The sequence below is a fragment of the Cohnella boryungensis genome, from assembly GCF_042651945.1.
Lineage (GTDB): Bacteria > Bacillota > Bacilli > Paenibacillales > Paenibacillaceae > Cohnella > Cohnella boryungensis.
Genome location: NZ_JBHSED010000015.1, coordinates 175089 through 194477, shown reverse-complemented (window position 1 = coordinate 194477; position 19389 = coordinate 175089). Strand labels below are relative to the sequence as shown.

Sequence of the window (19389 nt, the reverse complement as noted above, 5' to 3'; positions counted from 1 at the left end):
AAGCAAGATTATAATTGATACGTTTAGATCGTCACATAAGGTACCCTAACGGAGGTGTAAGCTTGAACTCTAGCCAACCATCGGTCGTCGACGTCGCCATTATCGGCGCGGGGCCTGCGGGAATGTTCGCCGCTTTCTACGGCGGCATGAGGCAGATGTCCGTAGCCCTGATTGAAAGCATGCCGCAATTGGGCGGCCAGCTAGCGGCGTTGTACCCCGAGAAATACATTTACGACGTTGCCGGATTTCCGAAGGTCACTGCTCAACAGCTTGTGAATAATCTGAAAAGTCAGATGGATCTGTTTCAGGCCGACATTTATATGGAAGAAAAAGTAGCCAACGTCATTAAGCTGGAAGAACGTCTCTTTCAGATTGTTACCGATAAAGCCGTTCACCATGCACGCTCTGTCATTGTGACGGCCGGCGTTGGCGCATTCGAGCCCCGGCGTCTGGAGCTTCCCGAGGCGGGACAATACGAGAGGTCCAATCTGCATTACTTCGTGAGCGATCTGGAGCGATTCCGTGGCAAGAAGGTGCTGCTAAGCGGAGGCGGAGACTCTGCCCTCGATTGGGCGCTTATGCTGGAGCCGATTGCGGAGCAGGTAACGCTTGTCCACCGCAGAGATAAGTTCCGCGCGCACGAGCACAGCGTCGAATTGCTGAAGAATTCGCGCGTTCAGGTCATGACCCCTAAGGAAATAACGGCGCTGCATGGCGAAGGCTCGATCGACCGAGTTACGCTGACGGACGTCAAATCGGGCGAAGTGACGGAGCATGAGGTAGATGCGGTGATCGTCAACTTCGGATTCGTGAGCTCGCTGGGACCGATTGCGGATTGGGGCCTGAATATCGAGGGCGGTTCCATCGTCGTCGATTCCCGGATGGAGACGAGCATTCCCGGCATCTTCGCGGCCGGAGATATCACCACCTATCCCGGCAAGCTTAAGCTGATTGCCGTCGGATTCGGAGAAGCGCCCACCGCGATCAATAACGCCAAGGTTTATGTCGATCCCGGCGCCAAGCTCTCCCCCGGGCACAGCAGCAATATGAAATTGTAGCGCAAGGCATGTCTTTATCGACAATAAGGGCATCCTACCAAAGGAATACCGGAAGCGATCCGGTGCCTAAGGAGAGGATGCCCTTTTGATTTGTCCGATCTGCAATGCCTTAAGCCTCCTAATCGTTTCTTGTCCGAACTGCGGTGCCCCGGCCGAAGACGAAGGTCGTTCGGACGATTGGGCCGGTCCCTACTCCCCCTACGAACCCGATCTGATCTCCTTTCGGGAAATCTCCGATTCCGAAGGAACGACCTGCCAGCATTCCGTCCGCTGCGTCGGCTGCCATTTCTCTTTTCTGGCCGAAATCCCCGCCTGGCATATTTAGATGAACCGTTCTTCCGGAACCGAAAGCTTCCTTCTGCGAATTTCCGATCTTAGCATGCGCACGAATTCTCTCTCCAATCGCATACGCAATGCGCTGCGATAAGCGTCCAGCAACATTTCATCGGTTAATTGCGGCAACATCATCCACACCCTTTCCTTTACGTTGTGAAGGCATCATAGCATGCCTCTCAACGCGTGGACAAGCTGACAATTATCCACAAGGCAGTGTGTGTAAGTTGTGTATATTTTGTTGAAAAATGCTTGTAGACCTTTGTCGGCAATGTGTTTATTGTGGACGAAGTTATACACAGATTTTCTACGCGGAAAATAATAAAGAACTTTCATAACCGCAATTTTCTCTATTAGCGGATTCTATAGAAAAACTTGTCGCAACGGGCGATTTACTGCGGTCGTGTATTGACCTCTAGAATCCAAATATGTCCCTTTCGGTCGATTCCGTAGTCGTAGCCCAACTGCCCGATACCCGGAAAACGGCTCTCCAGCAGCGTTGTGGAAGCATTCGTCAAATGTCGCATCTCGCGTTTTTTCGCTTTGACCCATTTTCCCGACAAGGAACGGCGAATTCCTTGGGCTGCGGACATTTGGGTGCCGCCTCTGCACAGATTAGTGACGAACAAGCCTCTTCTCGCCAGCCTTCCCAGCATCGATCGATAAGTCCACTGGCCGTTTTGCTTTACATATTTCACGCGATAATCAATCGGACGTCCGCCGATCGTCGCAAGACGAATGCCCTTCTGGATCAAATAGGAGCGTTTCAGCCTGGTTGCGTTCAAAGCCCGCATCAAGCCCTTGAAGGACGAGAACGTGCGGCTTGCGGATTTATACGTGAGCCGATAAGAAGAACGGATTTTCTCGATCTTCATCACGCCGATTCCTCCGCCTCCGCAAACCGGCTTGACGACAACCATGCCGTAACGGTTCGTCATCGCGCGCAAATTCGCCGAATTCAGCAATCGAGAAGGCGGAATATGTCTTGCGATATAAGGGTTGGAGAGCAATGCGTTCGTCTTTTGCCACTTGCTTGCCAATTGTCGACTGATCGTAACCTCCATCGATCGAGGCCCCTTTCCTGAGGGTATATTTATACATACTCAGGTAGACGGACAGGTTCTTGGATAGATGTCGCCGGAGATTCGCCTCAATTTCCCCGCCGGGCAGACGTAATCGGACAATGTCCTCGCAGTTGGAGAGTGGGACAAGAATCGACTCGCGCCGTTGTTGTCGGCGTGGTTCAAGGCTTTGCGTTCCCCCTGTCGGATATTCGCGAAGGTGCCGCGTCATCTCTCCATGAATACGGGCGGCGATTTGCTTGATTCCCGAATGGCCCCTCCTTCCTTGGAGACGCCGTCATTTCAGGCTGAGCCCGACAGCGGTTGGCCAGCGGAAAATCGGGAGCTTGCAGGCGAGCTCGTCCTCCCCCCTGATGCCCGCCTTGTCAGTCAGCTGCCGATCGAGTCGAACGAAGCTGCCGGATTTATCGCCGTCTGTCAAAGCGATATCCACATAGACGAGCTGCGTCTCTTTTATCGACATGTCTATTCGAACAAAGGCTTCGCGCTGGTCGAGTATAGGCAAGCCTCCACAGTAAACCTTGTTGGAGGCACCTTCGCGCACAGCATCTTGGTCAGCATCGCTCCAACGGAAGACGGCGGCGGCGGATCGACGGTCGTCATTACTTATGGGATCAGACGCGACCCGATACTCCCTGAAGGCATGGCTCAGAAAATCAATCTATCGTCTTGACTGGAACAACTCTGCCCGAAAGAACGTTGAGTAATAATCATCGAGACGCTTAGCCAAATGACGGGAAAGCAGCACATTGTCGCGGATTTGCTTGAATATATATCGAACAACAACCAAGAAAGCTGCTAACTGCATCGCGTCAGATTGGCAGTACGGAGGTTATGCGTAATGATTGAGGATAATGTGAAGGATTCCGATCGGCTCGCAGAGTGGTACCCCCGAAATAAAGAAGAGATCGGAGAGCTTAACGAAAAGTCCTCGGTTAACTTTTACGGAGTGGCCGGAATACTTATTGCTGTTCTCGGTGGGATAGCCGGGGGTGTTACGGCAATGTACGTGCTGTTACATGCGATTCCGCACGGATTCATCGTTATGGGGATCGGCGAGATACTACGGCATCTTAACAAGCTATCGGCCAGAAAATAAACGCAAAAAATCGGCCCACCCACGGAACTTAATCCGCAAGTGAACCGCTCATTTATTTCCGCGCAAGAATAATCGTATTAAGCCACGTCAATTCCGAAATGGTAATCGTACCCTTCTGCTCATTCGTCACCCACTCGGCGCCAATCGTTCCCGCAGCAACTAACCGTACGCCTGTTTACTTCTATTTTGATGATGAGATATAAGGAGCGGCTCTTGTTTCACGTTAAGCTGCGGATCTACGACGTGATGAGTAATTTCGTCCGCGCGGCTTGTTCGTTTTATGTGGTATAAGTTGGGTTATATTTCAGCCCAGGGGCTTAGGCTCTTGAGCTTTTTTGTTTGTCATACGATTGCCACCAGTAGATGAAAGGACAAATAATTGGAGCAAGGAGTTGAAGAAAATGCCTGAAATGACGCCGTATGTCGGCCTGAAGAAGCCATTAGCGAGCGAAACAGCGGACATATCCATCATTAACGACAACATGGATATGATCGATACGGCTCTGGGCGATCTATCGGCGGTCCCCACGACGGCCAAAAACGCAGCCGGAGCGATTGCGGAATTGTACGAGACGATTCAGGACATCGACGTGGATATCCCTGACGGATCAATCACTCCGACAAAACTCTCGTTTGATCCGGCAACGCAAGCGGAACTTGACGCACACGCCAACGCTACTGGCGTCCACGGCGCGACGTCGGCAGCAACGGCCAGCCGACTCATCATTCGCGATTCCAACGGACGGGCACAAGTTGCAAATCCGTCAGGAGCGGCAGATATAGCACGATTTGATACTGTGCTTACTAAATTTGGAGCGCTGGGCACCTCCGGGATATTGGACTGGAATGATGCGAGCAATACGCAACCCGGTACGGGGCCGACACTATTGCTAGGAACGGCGACGAACGGACCAGGCGGATCAGGTTATTACCACCCGTTTAACTTCGAGTACGGCACCAAAAACGGATCAGGGCAAATTACGCAGTACGCGATACCTTATGCTCAGGAAACGGTACTCAATGCTGGACTGCAATATCGTGCGAGATACAGCGGAGTTTGGACACCATGGTACAGGTTATGGGGTGACGGACAATTGCGGATCAACGCGGGGGTGCTGGAATATTACAATGGATCGGGGTGGCAATCGATGGCAGCCGTTAAAAGTGTGCAACGCGGCACCACTGCGTTACCAGCATCAACAGCAACAGCAACAATTTCCGCAGTAAATATGGATAAAACTCAAACTAATCTGCTATCCATTGTGCCTAACAATGACATTTTAATCAGACTTGCGTCTAGTACCTCGATTCAAATCGTTCGAATTTCTGGGTCTGGTTCAACGTCAATAAGCTGGGAAGTCATTGAATACTATTGATAGGAGGTTTGCAAATTGTATAGATACGCACAAATTGACGACACAGGCGTGTGTGTCAGCGTCTCGCAATTATCGGGAGAGGTTGACGCAACGCATATGCTGCCGCTTGGGTCTGATGACGATGTGCAGCCGGGAGATTTTTATGACGGTCATTCATGGGTGCGACCTGATCCGCCAGTGCTGAAGCCTGATCGAATTGCGCAACTAGAAACTGAAAATCTCGAATTGAAGCTCGCACTAGCCGAACTAGCCGAAGCTCAGCAGACGTACAACTCGCGCTGGCCAAACTGGCTGAAATTTTAACGGGAGGTCCATGACCGTGGCAAAAATCTACTATGACCTGATCAAAGCCGGATTGCGTACGATCGACGACGTGCCGATCCGCTGGCGGGATGATGTGCAAAACATGATTGACGTGGATACGCAAGGCTCCGTAATTTAGATGGGGCCTATTAAATTGACCGCATTGAAGTCCGACCGTCGATAGCTGGCGATCGATATCAACAACGGCAAAAACATTCTATTAACGATCAGCCCGGGAACTTAGCCTCTCGGGCTTACACTATAAACTCCACAAACTCCGGACTCCGCAGCATCCCCGCCCGTGTCCAATTCTGGAACCGCTAGTGCTTTGCGCAATCCTCTACCCTCTTAGCGCTTATTACGAGCGAATGCGCCTTTTCAAGCTGAATATCCGGAAAACTTTTTACGACGCGCTGGCCGGCTTGTATGCACCCCTCAAGCTTCTTTAGCAACACAAAACGACCTCCATCACGGTTTAGTCGCGGACTAAACATCGTCATAGAGGCCGTAATCCATTACCCACAATCGCCAAAATCAGCAATTCCACGTAACAATCCGCAATCCTCGCGCCTGTTTCCGTATCGGCGACCGGTTAAATCACCGGATAAGCAACCGGGCTAAAAAGTTGGCTCAGCAAGGCTCAGCCGCAGGATTGCCCGCTTCCGTCGCCGTTCTGAAGCTCGAGCCGCAGCCGCATGTCGCCGTCGCGTTCGGATTGTGAATGGTAAAGCCCCCGCCCATGGCGGATTCCTTCCAGTCGATCTCCAGGCCGTTCAAATACTTCATGCTGTCGCCGTCAACGACGACCCTCACGCCCCGGATTTCCATTTCCTTGTCGCCTTCATGAACCTCGTCGTCGAAGCCCATGCCATATGAAAAGCCGCTGCATCCGCCTTCCTGAACGCCGATACGCAGAAATAGATTCGGAATTTCTTCCGCGGCAAGCATTTCTTGAATTTTTTCCGTAGCCGATTCGCTGATGTTCACCATTCGGTTCCCCTCCTAAGTGCTACCGTTCTCTCTTTAAGTATACTCCAGAGAACGTCAGGCCTCAAGAGAAGCATCGCCTGCAACCGGCTGCGAGATCGCCTTCAATTCGATTCGGCAGCGGAACTGCCCTTTTTCGTTGTGCAGAAACTCAGCCAGCTTCCGAAACACATGAGCCAACTCGTCCCCTGTCGATTCGGTATCGAGCATATAGCGGAATTGGTCGGCGGACAAGCTTCGCCCCTTGCCTTGACCGGCTTCGCGGAGCGTCTCGGATACCTGCATTCTTTTCCATTCCTTGGCGGGCTCGAACTTGTCGGAGCGGCGCACGATCTGCTCGTAGATTCTTTGCTTCTTAAGCCACATGTAATATTGGATCGGATTGGTCAAATTCCAGGCCTGGCTTAAATCCTTGATGGTATAAGCGGCCCTGTATTGCTGCAGCGTTTGGATTTTTTCGGATTCGTCCAGCTTTTCCAGCTCGCTAAGGGGCAAGATTTCCGGTTTCAGTGGAATGCACCGCCTCGTTCAAAAGTTTCACTACCTCTAACATAACCATAATTTACTTATTATTCAAGTTGATTCCCTCTTTTACCAAGCTTTATACCTTTTCTATTTCCAGTTGCCGAGCCGTAGGTTCAGGTTTATAATGTTTACAGTTGTTCACCTATTGATTTTATACGCTTATCGCTCGAAAGTTATTTTTTTCACAAAAAGCTGAACCATTCCTTTCATGATTTGTTCCAACAGATTACGGGCTACAGGAGGCGTATGTCATGACTCTCGTTACGACGCACCCCGATCGCCGTATGGCGGAAATCGCCGACAAGATCCGGAGCGGAGAACGCTTGTCCCTGGAGGACGGAGTTTTTCTCTATCAATCCGACGACTTGCTTACGATCGGGCAATTGGCCAACGAGGTAAACGCGAAGAAAAACGGCAAAAAGGTTTATTTCATTGAAAATATGAGCCTTTACTTCACGAACGTCTGCGAAGCGCATTGCGCGTTCTGCAATTTCCGCAAGGATGAAGGACAGGAAGGCGCGTATACGCTGTCCCCGCAGCAAATGATCGAGTACGTCGATCAGCATATTCATCCGGGCGTTCGCGAATTCCATATCGTCGGCGGTCACAATCCCAACGTGCCGTTCGATTATTACGTCGAATCCATACGGGCGCTTAAGAAGCAATACCCGAATGTCACGATTAAAGCCTATACGGCCGCAGAGATCGATTTCTTCTCCCGCATCTCCGGTCTGGATTACCGTCAGGTGCTTGAGCGTCTGATCGAAGCCGGACTAGAGACGTTGACGGGCGGCGGCGCCGAAATCCTATCCGATCAATATCGGAAAAAAATGCGGGTCACCAAAGCGAATATCCAACAATACCTGGATGTTCACCGTACCGCTCACAATCTCGGACTTCGCACCCACACCACCATGTTGTACGGTTCGGTGGAGTCGCTGGAGGAACGCGTGCAGCATATGCTGCATATCCGCGAGTTGCAGGACGAGACGAATGGCTTCCAGGTCTTCATTCCTCTTTCCATGCAGCCGATCAGTCCGAAGGCGAGCATTCGACGCCGGAATTCGGCCTACGACGATCTCAAGGCAATCGCGATTAGCCGCCTTATGCTGGACAACATCCAGCACATTAAAGCTTATTTCATCAACATTGGCACCCAGCTTACCCAAGTCGCGCTTGCGATGGGCGCTTCCGACGCCCACGGGACGATCGTTCGGGAGAAAATCAGCCATGCGGCAGGCGCTTTGACTCCGGCCGGCATTACCCGGGAAGATTTGGTCTGGTTAATCAAAGGCGCAGGCCGCATCCCGGTTGAACGCGATACCTTCTATAACGAAATCAAAATATACGAGTAATTTGGAGTTCCCCGTCGGGTAGACGGGGGCTCTTCTGTGTCATACTAAGGCTAACCGACTTCAAAGGAGATTACTTATGAGCAAGGTCGTTATTTTAGGCGGAGGATATGGAGGAATGATGGTCGCGCAGGAACTGCTGGAGCATGTCCCCAGCGATGTCCAAATTGTGCTTGTCGACCGTATGCCCTACCAAGGCTTGAAGACGGAATACTACGCATTGGCGGCGGGAACGGTCTCGGATCTGGAAATCCGCGTGAACTTCCCTTCTCACCCGCAGCTGCAGCTCTTGTACGGCAACATCACCGATATCGATATAGACGAAAATCTCATCCATATTTCCGGGCAGGAGTCGGTTTCTTACGATTCGTTGGTCATCGCCCTAGGCTGCACGGATAATTATCATCACATTCCGGGCGCGGCCGAATATTCCTGCAGCATCCAGTCGCTTTCGGCAACTCGGCGCACCTTCCAGCAAATTAACGATATTCGTCCCTACGGGCAATTAACCATCGTGGGCGGAGGACTCAGCGGCGTGGAGCTGGCGGCCGAGCTGCGGGAAAGCCGTTCCGACATCAATATTCGCATTCTGGATCGGGGAAACAGCGTATTGTCCGCCTTTCCCGGCAAGCTGCAGGAATACGTGGCTTCCTGGTTCCGCCATCACGACGTAGAGATGCGTTCCCATATCAGCATTACCTCGCTTGAGCAAGGCGCCATTCACAATGGAGACGAGCTCATCGCAACCGATGTAACCGTCTGGACCGCCGGAATTCAGCCTGTCGAGCTGGTGCAGAGATTAAACCTTCCCAAAGATCCTCAAGGAAGACTCATCGTCAATGAATTCCACGAGCTGCCCGATGCGCCCCATGTCTATGTCATCGGAGATTGCTCCAGCCAGCCGTTCTCCCCCAGCGCCCAATTGGCGGGAGCCCAAGGCAAGCAAGTGGCCGAGGTCATCCGGGCTCGTTGGCATAACAAGGAGCCGAAGCTGTCCAGGCTCAAGCTGAAGGGCGTGCTCGGCTCATTGGGCAAAAAAGCCGGATTCGGCTTGATGGGGGCAACGCCGCTGCTCGGGCGCATCCCCAGAATGCTCAAAAGCGGCGTACTCTGGAAGAGCAAGCGCCACTTCGGTTAGAGATCATCCAGCAGCTTATCCAGAGCTTCCCGATGCTTCGCTTGCTGGCCTATGGCTTCCAGCACAGATTCGTAAAGCTCCTCGGCCGTCTCGGCTACGACGCTCTCGCCGTTGACGAGCGCATAGGGAGACAGGAAGCATTCTCCGCAATTGCCCAGGCAGCCGTACTCGATGACTTCCACGTCCGGAAGCTCTTCAAGCTTGCGCAACGCCTGATCCGTACCGTGATGAGCGTTGCTTACGCAAAACTCGACGACGTTCATACGATTCATTTTCCTTTCCTTAAGCGAAATGCTAACAAGCGTCTGTTTGAAAACGCGTCTTTTTGTACTATAATAGAACTTGAAAGGAGTGGATGGCCATGAGTACAAATGCTTCAAGCAGTACGTATGATGAAGTCATCGACGTTCTCGACAAATTGCGTCCGTTCTTGCAACGCGACGGAGGAGACGTTGAACTCGTCGACATCGAGGACGGCATCGTCAAGTTGCGTCTGATGGGCGCCTGCGGCAGCTGCCCGAGCTCCACGATCACGCTTAAAGCCGGGATCGAGCGTGCGCTGCTGGAAGAGGTCGAAGGCATTCAGGAAGTCGTTCAAGTGTTCTGATTTTCCTTCTCATCAGGAAGTGTCGAAGGTCCTGCCGATTCCCGGCAGGGCCTTTTGTCAATTTTTGACGCTCGTTCGAATCGGATCGAGGCCGCCTGACACGTCAATCGTATTGCCTGTAATGAAATCCGACTCCGGCATGCACAGAAAGGCGATCATCCGCGCGACATCCTCGCCGGTGCCCGGGCGCCCGCGAGGAGACTCATCGTCGATCACGCCTGCGACGTCGACGATGCTTTTCTCTTTGTTGCCGCCCCGGATATCTCCCGGACAAATCATATTTACCGTAATGCCGCTTGCCGCTTCCTCTACAGCAAGCGTCTTCGTGAACGATACCAGGCCGACCTTAGCCGCCGCATAGACGGCCCGGTGCGGCCATGAACGCGCCTCCGAAGCATGCCCGAAGCCGAAGTGAATGATTCTACCCCACTGCCGCTCCCTCATGCCGGGAAGCACCCGATGATCCATCAGCATCGTCCCTACCAGGTTGCCGTTCATCAGGTAGTGGATATCCTCTGTTTTGTAATCCGCGAACAGACGCCGCTCCCGAATGAACGGACCCGCATTGTTCACAAGAATATCAATGCCGCCCAGCTGCCTCTCCACCTCGGATACGAGTCGTTCGGCATCGTCGGCTTTGGCGATATCCGCCTGGACGGCAACAGCCTTTCGTCCCAAGCCCGCAATCTCCTCTACGAGGCATTCCGCCTCATCCCGGCTCGCCACGTAATTAATGGCGACATTGCAGCCCTGAGCAGCCAGCTCCAGCGCCGTTCTGCGTCCCAAGCCCTTGGCGCTTCCGGTAATTAACGCAACCTTGCCCAGCAGCTTCATGCGGCTTCCCCTCCGTTACCGTCGCTCGTTTACTCCATCTTACGCAAATACTCGCAAGCGTATCTCGCGGATACCCGCAACGAACCCAGAACCATCTCCCAGCCTTGCTCCAGATCCGCCATATTCGCCGCCAAATCCTCAAGCCTCTTGCTGTCCCCGTTGTTCGCAATGCTCTGATGAAGATCGTCCTTCAGCTCGGCGTTCATCTGGTGGATTTCCAGATTCCTGCGATTGCGCAGCCGGCTCATCGCCCCTTGATGACGCTCCTTGAAATCGTTCAACGGCTTCATCAGACGGCTGTGCAAGCCGTGCTCGCGAAGATTTCTCAGCATCGTAAAATAGGAATAGCGGGATTTCATCCGCTCCGTGCGAAGATTCAGGAGCTGGTTCAGAAGCGTTCCCAGCTTGTCCAGCACCGCGAATATACGAATGTATGCGTTTTTATCAAAATAGACATGACGGGAATAGTTCAATCGATCTTCGGGCGAAAGCTCGTCTATTCGCGTTTCCCGAATGAGCATTGCGTAACGTCGGGCCGCATAGCAGCTTTGCTCCAGCTCGTCCAGAGAACGAATAAGTCCTTCGGCGCTGATGGCGTAAGTATAATATCTTCTCGATTGCTCGCGTTTGCGTTCCGCAATGCCGGAGCACAGACGAGCAAAGGTTTCCAGCGTCTGGACGGTCTCCAGCGACGTTCCCGCCCACTCCCGCGGGCTTTCTCCGAACAGCATTCTAAGCAAGAAGCGATCCCTCCACTATTCGGATAACAATCTCTATTGTAACGCAAAAGAGACGGCGCGCTCAACCGGGCTGCCGATGCCCTGCGCCGTCTCCCGATCTCTAACCCTTCCAGCTCGCCGAGGCGAAATATTCCTTCCAGCGGCTATCCACCAGCTCCACGATGTCGTCCCGGGGGAATAGCTCGTCTGGATATCCCGGCTTCATGCGCGCATCAATGACAATCGGCAGCCGATAGCCGATATGATGCCGGCTCGCATCGCTGACCGCATAAATATCCGCCGCCGGATTAAAGCGCGTGAATGTCGCCCACAGAAACGCCGTCTGGCCGTCGGCAATATCCGCATCGTCCGCGATGACGATCAACGGCCATGGGCAGCCCTCCTCGGACAGCCGCTCCGCGAGCCGGGAGCCCAGCTCCGGATCCTCCGAGTAAGAGGCGCCTTCAACGACCAGACAGCCCTTGCAATACGGCTTCAGCTTGCGCACGCCCGGAATCGGGCCTCCGGTATATTCGCCGGGCAGCTCGCGCACAGGAGCGCCTACGCCGAGCAGAACGGCCTTGCTGCCGTGATTCAATCGCGGACCGGTATAATCGAGCGTATCGTGCGAGGTTTGGTCGAACACGAACAAATCCTTGAACGGGTCGAATCTCTCCAGCACCGTCTCCAGAAGCAGAGGGAAATCCGCGAGATCAAGCGTCTTGTCCGTCAGAATCAGGAACTTGGTCAGCGACAGCTGCCCTTCCCCCAGAATCCGGAACGCCGTGCCCAACGCTTCCCGGGAATAGCTCTCGCGCACGACAGCCGCCGCGAGCGCGTGAACGCCCGTCTCCGCATACGCCCACAGGCTGCGCACGCCCGGCATCACCATCGGAAACGCCGGCGACAGCAATCTCTGCAAGTATTCGCCGAGGAAGTAGTCCTCCTGCTTCGGCTTGCCGACGATGGTGGCCGGGTAGATCGCGTCCTTCCTGTGCCAGACATGATCGACGTGCAGGACCGGGAAGTCATGCACAAGAGAATAATAACCGAAGTGATCGCCGAATGGCCCCTCCGGCCGGCGCTCATGCGGCTGTACTCGGCCTACGATGGCGAATTCCGCCTCTGCCGGAAGCCGATGCCCGCCAAGCGGATTGTCCGCCAACGGAAGCTTGCCGCCCATAATCATGGAAGCAAGCAGCAGCTCGGGCATATTTTCCGGCATTGGAGCAATCGCGGCGGCGATCAGCGCGGGCGGCCCGCCCAGAAATACGCTTACCGGCAAGGCAGCGCCTTGCTTCTCCGCTTCGTGGTAGTGGAATCCTCCGCCCTTATGAATTTGCCAGTGCATCCCTGTCGTACTGTCATCGAATATTTGCATGCGGTACATGCCCAGGTTATGGTTTTTACGATGGTTCGGATGCTCCGTATACACGAGGGGCAGCGTGACGAACGGACCTCCGTCCTCCTGCCAGCTCGTAATCGCCGGAATGCCTGCTAGCGGCTTTTCCCTGCGGGATACCTGCAGGATTGGCGCACGCTCTCCCGGAACCTTCTTGAAGCCGACCTTCAACAGATCCATAAACATGTTCTTCTGTCCCCATAGCGACGAAAAAGACGGCGGTAGAAGAGAATCGACCGAGCCGATCAGTTGCTTAACTAGCTGCTCCGGGCGCGGCCCGAAGGCCAGATCAACCCGGCGAGCCGTTCCGAACATATTCGTGAGCACCGGAAAAGCGCTTCCCTTGACATTGGTGAACAGCAGCGCCGGCCCTTCCTGCTCGATAACGCGACGGTGGATTTCCGCGATTTCCAGAACGGGGTCCACAGGAGCTTCGATAACCGCCAATTCATTGTTTTGACGGAGAGCTTCGATAAAAGGTCTCAAGGAATCAAAAATCATTGTCTAACCTCCGAGTGGCTGCTTTGGATAGACTGCCTCATTCGAATCGCCAGCAGCACCAGCATGCTGAACAGCGCCGAAATGATAATCGTATGCAATAGACCGGTAAAAATATAAGCATCTTCGTTGCTGAGCGTGAAGGAAAGCAGGCCTCCGCTCAGAATCTGCAGCACGACGAGCGCTAGAGCTTTGTTGCCGATGGAAGTCAGCTCGGAGGATTTCCCCGAAACTTTGCGCACGTAGTAAACGAGAATCGCGATCATGACAAACAGTGCAAACGCGGCGACTCGGTGCGCGAAAGCGACAGCGGTTGCTCCGGACAGCTCCGGCACGATGTCCCCGTTGCAGAGCGGCCAGCCTTCGCAGCCTCCCCCGGAGCTGGTGTGCCGGATGTAGGCGCCCAGGTAAACGACGCAATAGCAATAAACCAGCAGCGCGATCAGGCTTCGGTACAGCGTTCTGATTCCCGCTGCGGCTGACGAAGGCAGGGACGCAGGCCTGGCATCGCTCGATGTCTGTCCGGACTGCTCCTGCGTCCAGCGCTTGGCAAGCTTGTACAGCAGCCAGGTGCAGGTAAAGGCGAACAGGGAGATGCCGAAGTGCAGCGCCAAGACGAGGGAAGACTGCTCCCATACGACGGCCATGGCTCCCAGAGCCGCTTGCATGACCGTAAACAGCAAAGCGCCTCCAGCGTAGAGCAAGCTTTCAGAGCCGCGGGCCGGCTTCCAGTAATAGGTGGCTAGAAACGTAGCCAGCACCAGAAGCCCGACGAGCCCGCTCACCATCCGGTGGGTATATTCAACAAAGGATTCTACCGTATAGGCAGGTACGAATTTGCCGTTGCACAACGGCCAATCGGTGCCGCAGCCGCGGCCTGAATCCGTATTCGTGACGAGTACGCCCGCAATAAGTACCAAAAACATGCCGATGCATGTCGCTAGGGCCAATAATCGATATCTGCGTAGAGTCATGTCCATCCCCGATTTCATGTGAAAGTTGGCGCAAGGGGCCAGTTCCCATTATACCGAACAGCCAGTTTCAAAGCCATGTTCATAATGTGAACAATCGACGCCGGACGGAGATTGAGCCCATGGAAAGACCCCCTTGTCCGGACCCTGCCGGACAAAAGGGGGCCTTCTTGCGCCTTCAGCGGCAACCGATCGCCGCTGGCGAACACCAACACGCTGCGCAGGGTGAATTAACGACTCTCCAACGCCCCGGACACGGCAACCGCACGATCCAGAAACTGCTCGATCTCCTCGCGCGACTTGCGAAGCTTGCTCACGAACCGGACAACCTCGCGGCCGTCGCGAAACGCAATAAAGCTCGGGATGCCGAGAATATTCATCTCTTCGCACAGCTCCGGCATCTCGTCGCGATCAATCTCCACCATCGTCAGGCGATCCGTATAAGCCGCTTCGACTTCTCCGATGAACGGATCGATAAAGTGGCAATCCTTGCACCATGTCGTCTTAAATACGGCAACGGTGAGCCCCGGACCGGCAACCTGCTCGCGATACGCTTCCTCGCTCGTGATTTTACGCATTCGATATTGCCCCTTTCAACGCCTTTGCCGTTAGTATATCGCTTTATAGGTCTCTTGTAACGGTCATATGCTTCCAATCGTCAAACAAGACGGTTACCTTATACTCTGCGCCCAACAGCTTGAACAGATCGTCAGCAGCCATATAGGTGTGGCCATACGATCTTTCGAGCGGTTGGCTTAGTTTAATTTCCTTTCCGTTCACCGTAGCCCGGTCGGAGCCTGCCCGCAGCACGATTTGCTGCTCGGTAGCCCTGTCGTAGAAACGAATTTCTCCCGGGGCTTCCGGCACGTTCAGTTTTATTCCGAAATCCCGTAGCGTTGCCCGCAGCGGCACGTACTGTACCCCCCCGTTATCCAGGTAAAAGTTGCCGCTCCATGATTGATTGCTTATGAAGAACTCCTGATCGTCGATCTGAAGGTCATTCTTCAAGAGCTGATAAATGACCGAATCTTCCTCGAAAAGACGGACGAATTGGTAGCCCTCCATCTCATCCAGATCGTCTGCCCCGAGCGCATTGACCGGCACCTTGACGGCAGGCACCTCGACGGCCCCGTTAACATTCCAGCTTTCCCCGCTGACACGCACTTTGATGCTGCGAATTGGACTGTCTTCTTCTGCGAATACGCTTGGAGCGATATTCGCCTCGAGCGCATACTTGCGGACATCCAGCACATCGTCGACGTACAGATCGACTTTCACAGCAATGCCCGCATCGAAGATTTGCTTCCATTCAGGCTCCTTCTGCGCGTCGGCCAATTCCTTGCGAGCATCGACCAGAGTATTGTGCAGCATGTCGGAAATCTCCCCCAAGAGCATATCCGAATCGCCCAGCTCCTCCAGGCCGATGAGCTGCTTCACTTCCGCCGGAAGTCCTTCGAACCATTCGAGGAAGCTGCCCAGCATCGCTTTCAAGCCTTCCTTATCCGCAATCAAATTATCCAGGTAGATCGGGATAAGCTTGCCAAGCTGCTCTCCGTTAAGCTCCGCGTGAACCTTGTTCAGTCCGGTCGCAACGCCATGCACCGACTCGTTCACCCTGTTGACGGTGATGACCGGAGGGTTGGGAAGTCCTTTGACGAAATAAGGCGCAACGCTCTTAAGCAGATCTCGCACCGTTTGCGTGAACGCTTGCTGGTTGTCCAAATTCAGGCGGAGGCCGAATTCTCCCGTGAATTCCTTCAGATCGAGTACCAGCGGCCTTTTCGCGCCGTCAATATCGATTCTGATCGCCTTGGCATCCGTATGCACCGTAAAAGGAATATCCCCTTTCGCGAAGCTGAACGTGCCATGAGCCCAAGCGTTGCCCAACTCGTCCGTTTTCGCGTGGTCGATCTTCAGGGAAACCTTCTGGAACATCTGTACGAGCTTCGTCAGCTCCTGATCCTCCGCCTCAAGCAGGGCTTCGTTGAAATCCAGCTCCACTTCGAGCAATTGCGACTGCTCCTGATGCGTTACGTCCAACTGCTTCAGCAGCATGTCGTTCATGTTAAGGCCGCCAACCGATTGGCAGCCGACGATAACAGCCAGCAGGAATGCGCATACTAGAAGTGCAAGTTTCTTTAAGCCTCGATTCATTTGTCAATGTCCCCCGTTCTGAAATTACGATACTGAGTTTTATATAACCCGTAATATTCCAGTTCGACACGGAGGGAAGGAATCCTTCCCCTCGCGTCGTCAGATCAAGGAGCTGTCGGCCATCGGAACCCTACCTCAACTGCTCAGAAGCCTCGCCGGAAAAACCGCGGGTCTATGGCATTCCTATCAGCTTACGCGCGATCGCGCCCCAATGGCGTGGGATGACAGCTTAAAAGTCAGGCTGGCTGAGGAATTGAAGCATGCGCTGCCGCCCTTGTCCTCTGAAGGCTCAAGCTCGCTCCTTTCCCGGGAGGAAGAGGAGCTTAGCGCCGCCATTCGCAGGGATACCGCAATGCTTAACCGTAACAATGTGACCCGAACCGCCGCATACTGGACCATGTTCCGCCAGTTTCCCGAGCTTCACTGGGCTTTCCTCGCTCATATCGTCTCTCGCAACGGTGGATGGAGCATGACCGATCTTAAAGGTCAGTGGCTGCCCGAGCTGCTGAACCGCAGGCTCGCCGAGTCGATCTTCAGCCTGCTTGAAGCCTGCAACGCCCTAATCTTCCAGGATGCTTACCCGCAGCTTCGCCTCTATGCGGAAAGCAGGCGGACGGGCCGCAATCTGTTTGGCCTGCTGCCCGGATTCGGCGTTTCCTCGTTTATGGGGCCGTTCTGGAGCCTGTTTCTATCCGACGGCAATCCTCTCCCCATTACCGAAGCATTGATTGTGAACGAGCAGCATTATATTCAATCCCGAGTCGTCGCGGCTCCCGAATACCGTCATTCCGTCCTGGACTCTGTCGCCTTCCGAAGCCAGCCCCTGCTTCAGACCAATCAACTGATCGTTCCTCTCTGGTGCGGGGGCGCCGCCAACGGCGCGATTCCGATGAGACTAGCCGGTCGCGTGCTGGAAAGCTTCGCCGACTTGAACGAAAGGATTGCGTTCGGCAAGGCCCTATACGGTATGCTGTTCGGCTACCCCAAAATTTTGCGGGCGTCGACAGCCTTTGCCCGTCATGTTCCCCACACCGGCTCGCGGGCCGACTATTGGCCGCAGCGTTATTCCTCCCGGTTGAATGCCAAAGACGGCGACTCCGCTAACGCGGGAATCGCCGTCCAAGGGAAATGGTATAGTCCGCTTCTCTCCGACGCCTGGCCGGATCATGCGCCTCTTGCCGTCTCGAAGGGAGATTGGTTTAATAGCCTGTCCGCGTTAAGCTACACGGGCCCGATCAGCCTCCCGCGCGTCATCGATATGACCCACGAGCATCTCTTCGGCCAGTACAAGCTTCAAGCCGCCGTGCTTCTCGAGCGCAGCTTCATGAACGGAGCCAGCAGCCGTCGAACCGGCTTGGGGTAAGTCGCGATCTCTTCCGCCGTTACCACTCTTAGATAAACGAGCATAGCCGGGTATAGTACGGCTAGAACCCCGGCCATCACCCCGCAGGACAGGAAGAAGGCCAGCTTGTCCGGAAGACCGCTGCACAAGGCCAGAACGCCCCATTCCGCAAGCCCCATCGCCGCCGCCACGATAGCGACCGTAAGCAGAAACGTCAACCAGCGCTTGCCGAGGAACTTGAATCTCGATCTCTTCCGCAGACTAAGAACGTTAAAGACGAGCGCCCATATAAAGCAGACCGTCGTCGCCGCGATAATTCCGTACACCCCGAAGAACGGTGCGAGCGCAAAGCTCAGCACAACCTTCAGAAGCACGCCGGTCAGCGCGTGCATCGTCGCCTTGCGCGGCTCGCTGATGCCGAGCAGAATCGAATTCGTAACCATCATGCCGATCTGGAAAATGGTTCCGAGCGTCAGCATCGCGACAATCTGGCTGCCTGTAGGCTTCTCGAACAACAGGCCGTTAACGCTGTAAGCCCCGACTCCCAGCAGCAGCACGACCGGCATTCCGCTGAACAGCGCGATGCGCACCGCCAGCGAGGATTGATGACCGACCCGGTCGGCATCCCGCAGCGCGTGGGCCGACGAGATGTGCGGGATGATCGACTGGCTCAGCGCCACCGCCAGAATAATCGGGATGCCCGCGATCGATTGCGCGTTCATGCCGTATACCGCCGCCCAGTGATTGATCGTCACCGCGTCATAATGTCCCACTGTCAGCGATTTGATCATAAAATTGTCCATCGTATAGAGCAGTTGAACCGTAATCCCCGTCACGACTACCGGAATCGACAGGCTGAACAACTCCTTGTAGATCGAGCGAAGCCGCAGCGGCCTGGAAGCGTCCGCCTGCGTGCGAGGCTCCAGCCGATCGCTCGCTTTCAGCTTGCGCGCGTAATAGAGCATTACGACGAATGCGCCAACGCTGCCGAACACGCTGCCCAAGGACGCCCCGGAAGCGATGCCTTCGTTATTGTCGGGATTTACCGAGTAGACCGCATAGGCGATAATAACCGCCGCCATTACGCGCAGAATCTGTTCGACAATCTGGGAAATGCCGCCCGCCGCCACGAATTGCCGCCCTTGAAAGTATCCCCGCATCATCGCGATCATCGGGAACAGCAGCAAGGAAGGCGCAATCGCGCGAATGGCGGAAGCCGCTTCAGGCTCCTTCAGAATCGTCCCCGCAATGAAAGGCGCGATCAGCCAAAGGCCGGCGGTAATGACGAGGCCCGCGATCAAGCCGAACAAGAGCGCGGCCCGGTACACCTGCTGCGCCTCGTCCACCTTTCCGACGGCATAACGGCCGGACACCATTTTGCTAACGGCGCTCGGAATGCCTGCGGTAGCCACGATGAGCAGCAGCAGATAGATCGAATTCGCGTTGTTGTAGTAAATATTGCCAAGGTCATCCATCAGGTAGTCGAGCGGCACCCGTTGGAAAATACCCAGCGCCCGCGCGACAAGCGCAGCGGCGGCCAGAATGAGCGTGCTTTTAAGTAACGTGTCTTTTTTCAAGGTAACCTCTTTAGGGATGAGATAGGATAGAC

At 54.5% G+C, this 19389-nt stretch carries 23 protein-coding genes; 10 read left to right on the top strand and 13 right to left on the bottom strand.

Annotated features, from left to right (window positions below; translation table 11 throughout):
• The first annotated feature begins 62 nt into the window (after window positions 1–62).
• Window positions 63–1058, top strand: a complete 996-nt coding sequence (locus tag ACFO1S_RS10560; protein WP_204603662.1) for an NAD(P)/FAD-dependent oxidoreductase — start codon at window positions 63–65, stop codon at window positions 1056–1058.
• A gap of 118 nt (window positions 1059–1176) precedes the next feature.
• On the opposite strand, the gene ACFO1S_RS10555 is transcribed toward ACFO1S_RS10560, so the two are convergent.
• From ACFO1S_RS10555 to ACFO1S_RS10545, 3 genes are all read right to left on the bottom strand, one after another.
• Window positions 1177–1344 (bottom strand): hypothetical protein, encoded by a 168-nt coding sequence (locus ACFO1S_RS10555; protein WP_378126738.1) that lies wholly within the window; start codon window positions 1342–1344, stop codon window positions 1177–1179.
• 35 nt (window positions 1345–1379) lie between these two features.
• Window positions 1380–1526: a sporulation histidine kinase inhibitor Sda gene (gene sda, locus ACFO1S_RS10550; protein WP_378126736.1), complete on the bottom strand. Its 147-nt coding sequence runs from the start codon at window positions 1524–1526 to the stop codon at window positions 1380–1382.
• 257 nt (window positions 1527–1783) lie between these two features.
• Window positions 1784–2455, bottom strand: a complete 672-nt coding sequence (locus ACFO1S_RS10545) for a YheC/YheD family protein (RefSeq protein WP_204603664.1) — start codon at window positions 2453–2455, stop codon at window positions 1784–1786.
• A gap of 217 nt (window positions 2456–2672) precedes the next feature.
• Between ACFO1S_RS10545 and ACFO1S_RS10540 the strand changes: the two genes are divergently transcribed.
• The 5 genes from ACFO1S_RS10540 to ACFO1S_RS10520 all read left to right on the top strand — a co-directional run bounded on the left by ACFO1S_RS10540 (window position 2673) and on the right by ACFO1S_RS10520 (window position 5390).
• Window positions 2673–3146, top strand: a complete 474-nt coding sequence (locus ACFO1S_RS10540; protein ID WP_378126735.1) for a hypothetical protein — start codon at window positions 2673–2675, stop codon at window positions 3144–3146.
• A 168-nt stretch (window positions 3147–3314) separates the two neighbouring features.
• Complete coding sequence (locus ACFO1S_RS10535) at window positions 3315–3572, top strand: hypothetical protein (protein WP_204603666.1); 258 nt, start codon at window positions 3315–3317, stop codon at window positions 3570–3572.
• 401 nt (window positions 3573–3973) lie between these two features.
• A complete protein-coding gene (locus tag ACFO1S_RS10530; protein WP_204603667.1) occupies window positions 3974–4948 on the top strand; it encodes a pyocin knob domain-containing protein in 975 nt (324 codons plus the stop codon).
• 15 nt (window positions 4949–4963) lie between these two features.
• A complete protein-coding gene (locus tag ACFO1S_RS10525) occupies window positions 4964–5251 on the top strand; it encodes a hypothetical protein (RefSeq protein WP_204603668.1) in 288 nt (95 codons plus the stop codon).
• A gap of 16 nt (window positions 5252–5267) precedes the next feature.
• Window positions 5268–5390, top strand: coding sequence for a CD1375 family protein (locus ACFO1S_RS10520; protein ID WP_378126733.1), 123 nt, complete (start codon window positions 5268–5270; stop codon window positions 5388–5390).
• A gap of 491 nt (window positions 5391–5881) precedes the next feature.
• Here the strand turns inward: ACFO1S_RS10520 and erpA are convergent, their stop codons facing one another.
• Together erpA and ACFO1S_RS10510 are read right to left on the bottom strand one after the other, a co-directional pair.
• Entirely contained in the window at window positions 5882–6241 is a 360-nt protein-coding gene (gene erpA, locus ACFO1S_RS10515) for an iron-sulfur cluster insertion protein ErpA (protein ID WP_204603669.1), read from the bottom strand.
• Between the two features lie 54 nt (window positions 6242–6295).
• On the bottom strand, window positions 6296–6733 hold the full coding sequence (locus ACFO1S_RS10510) for a hypothetical protein (protein WP_204603670.1): 438 nt from the start codon (window positions 6731–6733) through the stop codon (window positions 6296–6298).
• A 281-nt stretch (window positions 6734–7014) separates the two neighbouring features.
• Here ACFO1S_RS10510 and mqnE point away from each other — a divergent pair, with 281 nt between their 5' ends.
• Together mqnE and ACFO1S_RS10500 are read left to right on the top strand one after the other, a co-directional pair.
• Window positions 7015–8118, top strand: a complete 1104-nt coding sequence (gene mqnE / locus ACFO1S_RS10505) for an aminofutalosine synthase MqnE (protein ID WP_204603671.1) — start codon at window positions 7015–7017, stop codon at window positions 8116–8118.
• Between the two features lie 76 nt (window positions 8119–8194).
• Window positions 8195–9253 carry an NAD(P)/FAD-dependent oxidoreductase gene (locus ACFO1S_RS10500; RefSeq protein WP_204603672.1) on the top strand — a complete coding sequence of 353 codons (1059 nt, stop codon included), beginning with the start codon at window positions 8195–8197 and terminating at the stop codon, window positions 9251–9253.
• On the opposite strand, the gene ACFO1S_RS10495 is transcribed toward ACFO1S_RS10500, so the two are convergent.
• A complete protein-coding gene (locus tag ACFO1S_RS10495; protein ID WP_378126730.1) occupies window positions 9250–9525 on the bottom strand; it encodes a YuzB family protein in 276 nt (91 codons plus the stop codon). The genes ACFO1S_RS10500 and ACFO1S_RS10495 overlap by 4 nt on opposite strands.
• A gap of 89 nt (window positions 9526–9614) precedes the next feature.
• Between ACFO1S_RS10495 and ACFO1S_RS10490 the strand changes: the two genes are divergently transcribed.
• A complete protein-coding gene (locus ACFO1S_RS10490) occupies window positions 9615–9860 on the top strand; it encodes a NifU family protein (RefSeq protein WP_204603673.1) in 246 nt (81 codons plus the stop codon).
• A gap of 57 nt (window positions 9861–9917) precedes the next feature.
• Here the strand turns inward: ACFO1S_RS10490 and ACFO1S_RS10485 are convergent, their stop codons facing one another.
• The 6 genes from ACFO1S_RS10485 to ACFO1S_RS10460 form a co-directional block, all read right to left on the bottom strand.
• The gene (locus ACFO1S_RS10485) at window positions 9918–10688 is read right to left on the bottom strand and encodes an SDR family oxidoreductase (RefSeq protein WP_204603811.1); all 771 of its coding nucleotides are present in this window, start codon (window positions 10686–10688) and stop codon (window positions 9918–9920) included.
• A gap of 35 nt (window positions 10689–10723) precedes the next feature.
• Window positions 10724–11425, bottom strand: coding sequence for a Cthe_2314 family HEPN domain-containing protein (locus ACFO1S_RS10480; RefSeq protein ID WP_378126748.1), 702 nt, complete (start codon window positions 11423–11425; stop codon window positions 10724–10726).
• A 109-nt stretch (window positions 11426–11534) separates the two neighbouring features.
• Window positions 11535–13316 carry a UbiD family decarboxylase gene (locus ACFO1S_RS10475; RefSeq protein ID WP_204603675.1) on the bottom strand — a complete coding sequence of 594 codons (1782 nt, stop codon included), beginning with the start codon at window positions 13314–13316 and terminating at the stop codon, window positions 11535–11537.
• The gene (locus tag ACFO1S_RS10470) at window positions 13313–14287 is read right to left on the bottom strand and encodes a COX15/CtaA family protein (RefSeq protein WP_204603812.1); all 975 of its coding nucleotides are present in this window, start codon (window positions 14285–14287) and stop codon (window positions 13313–13315) included. Before ACFO1S_RS10470 ends, ACFO1S_RS10475 begins: the two co-directional genes overlap by 4 nt.
• Before the next feature lie 227 nt (window positions 14288–14514).
• Window positions 14515–14862 (bottom strand): thioredoxin family protein, encoded by a 348-nt coding sequence (locus tag ACFO1S_RS10465; RefSeq protein WP_204603676.1) that lies wholly within the window; start codon window positions 14860–14862, stop codon window positions 14515–14517.
• A 43-nt stretch (window positions 14863–14905) separates the two neighbouring features.
• Complete coding sequence (locus ACFO1S_RS10460; RefSeq protein WP_204603677.1) at window positions 14906–16438, bottom strand: stalk domain-containing protein; 1533 nt, start codon at window positions 16436–16438, stop codon at window positions 14906–14908.
• A 211-nt stretch (window positions 16439–16649) separates the two neighbouring features.
• Between ACFO1S_RS10460 and ACFO1S_RS10455 the strand changes: the two genes are divergently transcribed.
• A complete protein-coding gene (locus tag ACFO1S_RS10455) occupies window positions 16650–17801 on the top strand; it encodes a DUF2515 family protein (protein ID WP_204603678.1) in 1152 nt (383 codons plus the stop codon).
• Here ACFO1S_RS10455 and ACFO1S_RS10450 read toward each other — a convergent pair.
• Window positions 17732–19357 (bottom strand): putative polysaccharide biosynthesis protein, encoded by a 1626-nt coding sequence (locus ACFO1S_RS10450; RefSeq protein WP_204603679.1) that lies wholly within the window; start codon window positions 19355–19357, stop codon window positions 17732–17734. The genes ACFO1S_RS10455 and ACFO1S_RS10450 overlap by 70 nt on opposite strands.
• Between the last annotated feature and the right edge of the window lie 32 nt (window positions 19358–19389).

Excerpts from the sequence above, each read along its gene's own strand:
- ACFO1S_RS10555 (WP_378126738.1), bottom strand. The coding sequence starts at position 1,344 with ATGGCAGCCGACGCAGCGGACGGAATGCTGGCAGGTCGTTCCTTCGGA.
- sda (WP_378126736.1), bottom strand. The coding sequence starts at position 1,526 with ATGATGTTGCCGCAATTAACCGATGAAATGTTGCTGGACGCTTATCGC.
- ACFO1S_RS10545 (WP_204603664.1), bottom strand. The coding sequence starts at position 2,455 with ATGGAGGTTACGATCAGTCGACAATTGGCAAGCAAGTGGCAAAAGACG.
- ACFO1S_RS10535 (WP_204603666.1), top strand. The coding sequence starts at position 3,315 with ATGATTGAGGATAATGTGAAGGATTCCGATCGGCTCGCAGAGTGGTAC.
- ACFO1S_RS10530 (WP_204603667.1), top strand. The coding sequence starts at position 3,974 with ATGCCTGAAATGACGCCGTATGTCGGCCTGAAGAAGCCATTAGCGAGC.
- erpA (WP_204603669.1), bottom strand. The coding sequence starts at position 6,241 with ATGGTGAACATCAGCGAATCGGCTACGGAAAAAATTCAAGAAATGCTT.
- mqnE (WP_204603671.1), top strand. The coding sequence starts at position 7,015 with ATGACTCTCGTTACGACGCACCCCGATCGCCGTATGGCGGAAATCGCC.
- ACFO1S_RS10500 (WP_204603672.1), top strand. The coding sequence starts at position 8,195 with ATGAGCAAGGTCGTTATTTTAGGCGGAGGATATGGAGGAATGATGGTC.
- ACFO1S_RS10495 (WP_378126730.1), bottom strand. The coding sequence starts at position 9,525 with ATGAATCGTATGAACGTCGTCGAGTTTTGCGTAAGCAACGCTCATCAC.
- ACFO1S_RS10490 (WP_204603673.1), top strand. The coding sequence starts at position 9,615 with ATGAGTACAAATGCTTCAAGCAGTACGTATGATGAAGTCATCGACGTT.
- ACFO1S_RS10480 (WP_378126748.1), bottom strand. The coding sequence starts at position 11,425 with ATGCTGTTCGGAGAAAGCCCGCGGGAGTGGGCGGGAACGTCGCTGGAG.
- ACFO1S_RS10475 (WP_204603675.1), bottom strand. The coding sequence starts at position 13,316 with ATGATTTTTGATTCCTTGAGACCTTTTATCGAAGCTCTCCGTCAAAAC.
- ACFO1S_RS10470 (WP_204603812.1), bottom strand. The coding sequence starts at position 14,287 with ATGACTCTACGCAGATATCGATTATTGGCCCTAGCGACATGCATCGGC.
- ACFO1S_RS10465 (WP_204603676.1), bottom strand. The coding sequence starts at position 14,862 with ATGCGTAAAATCACGAGCGAGGAAGCGTATCGCGAGCAGGTTGCCGGT.
- ACFO1S_RS10460 (WP_204603677.1), bottom strand. The coding sequence starts at position 16,438 with ATGAATCGAGGCTTAAAGAAACTTGCACTTCTAGTATGCGCATTCCTG.
- ACFO1S_RS10455 (WP_204603678.1), top strand. The coding sequence starts at position 16,650 with ATGGCGTGGGATGACAGCTTAAAAGTCAGGCTGGCTGAGGAATTGAAG.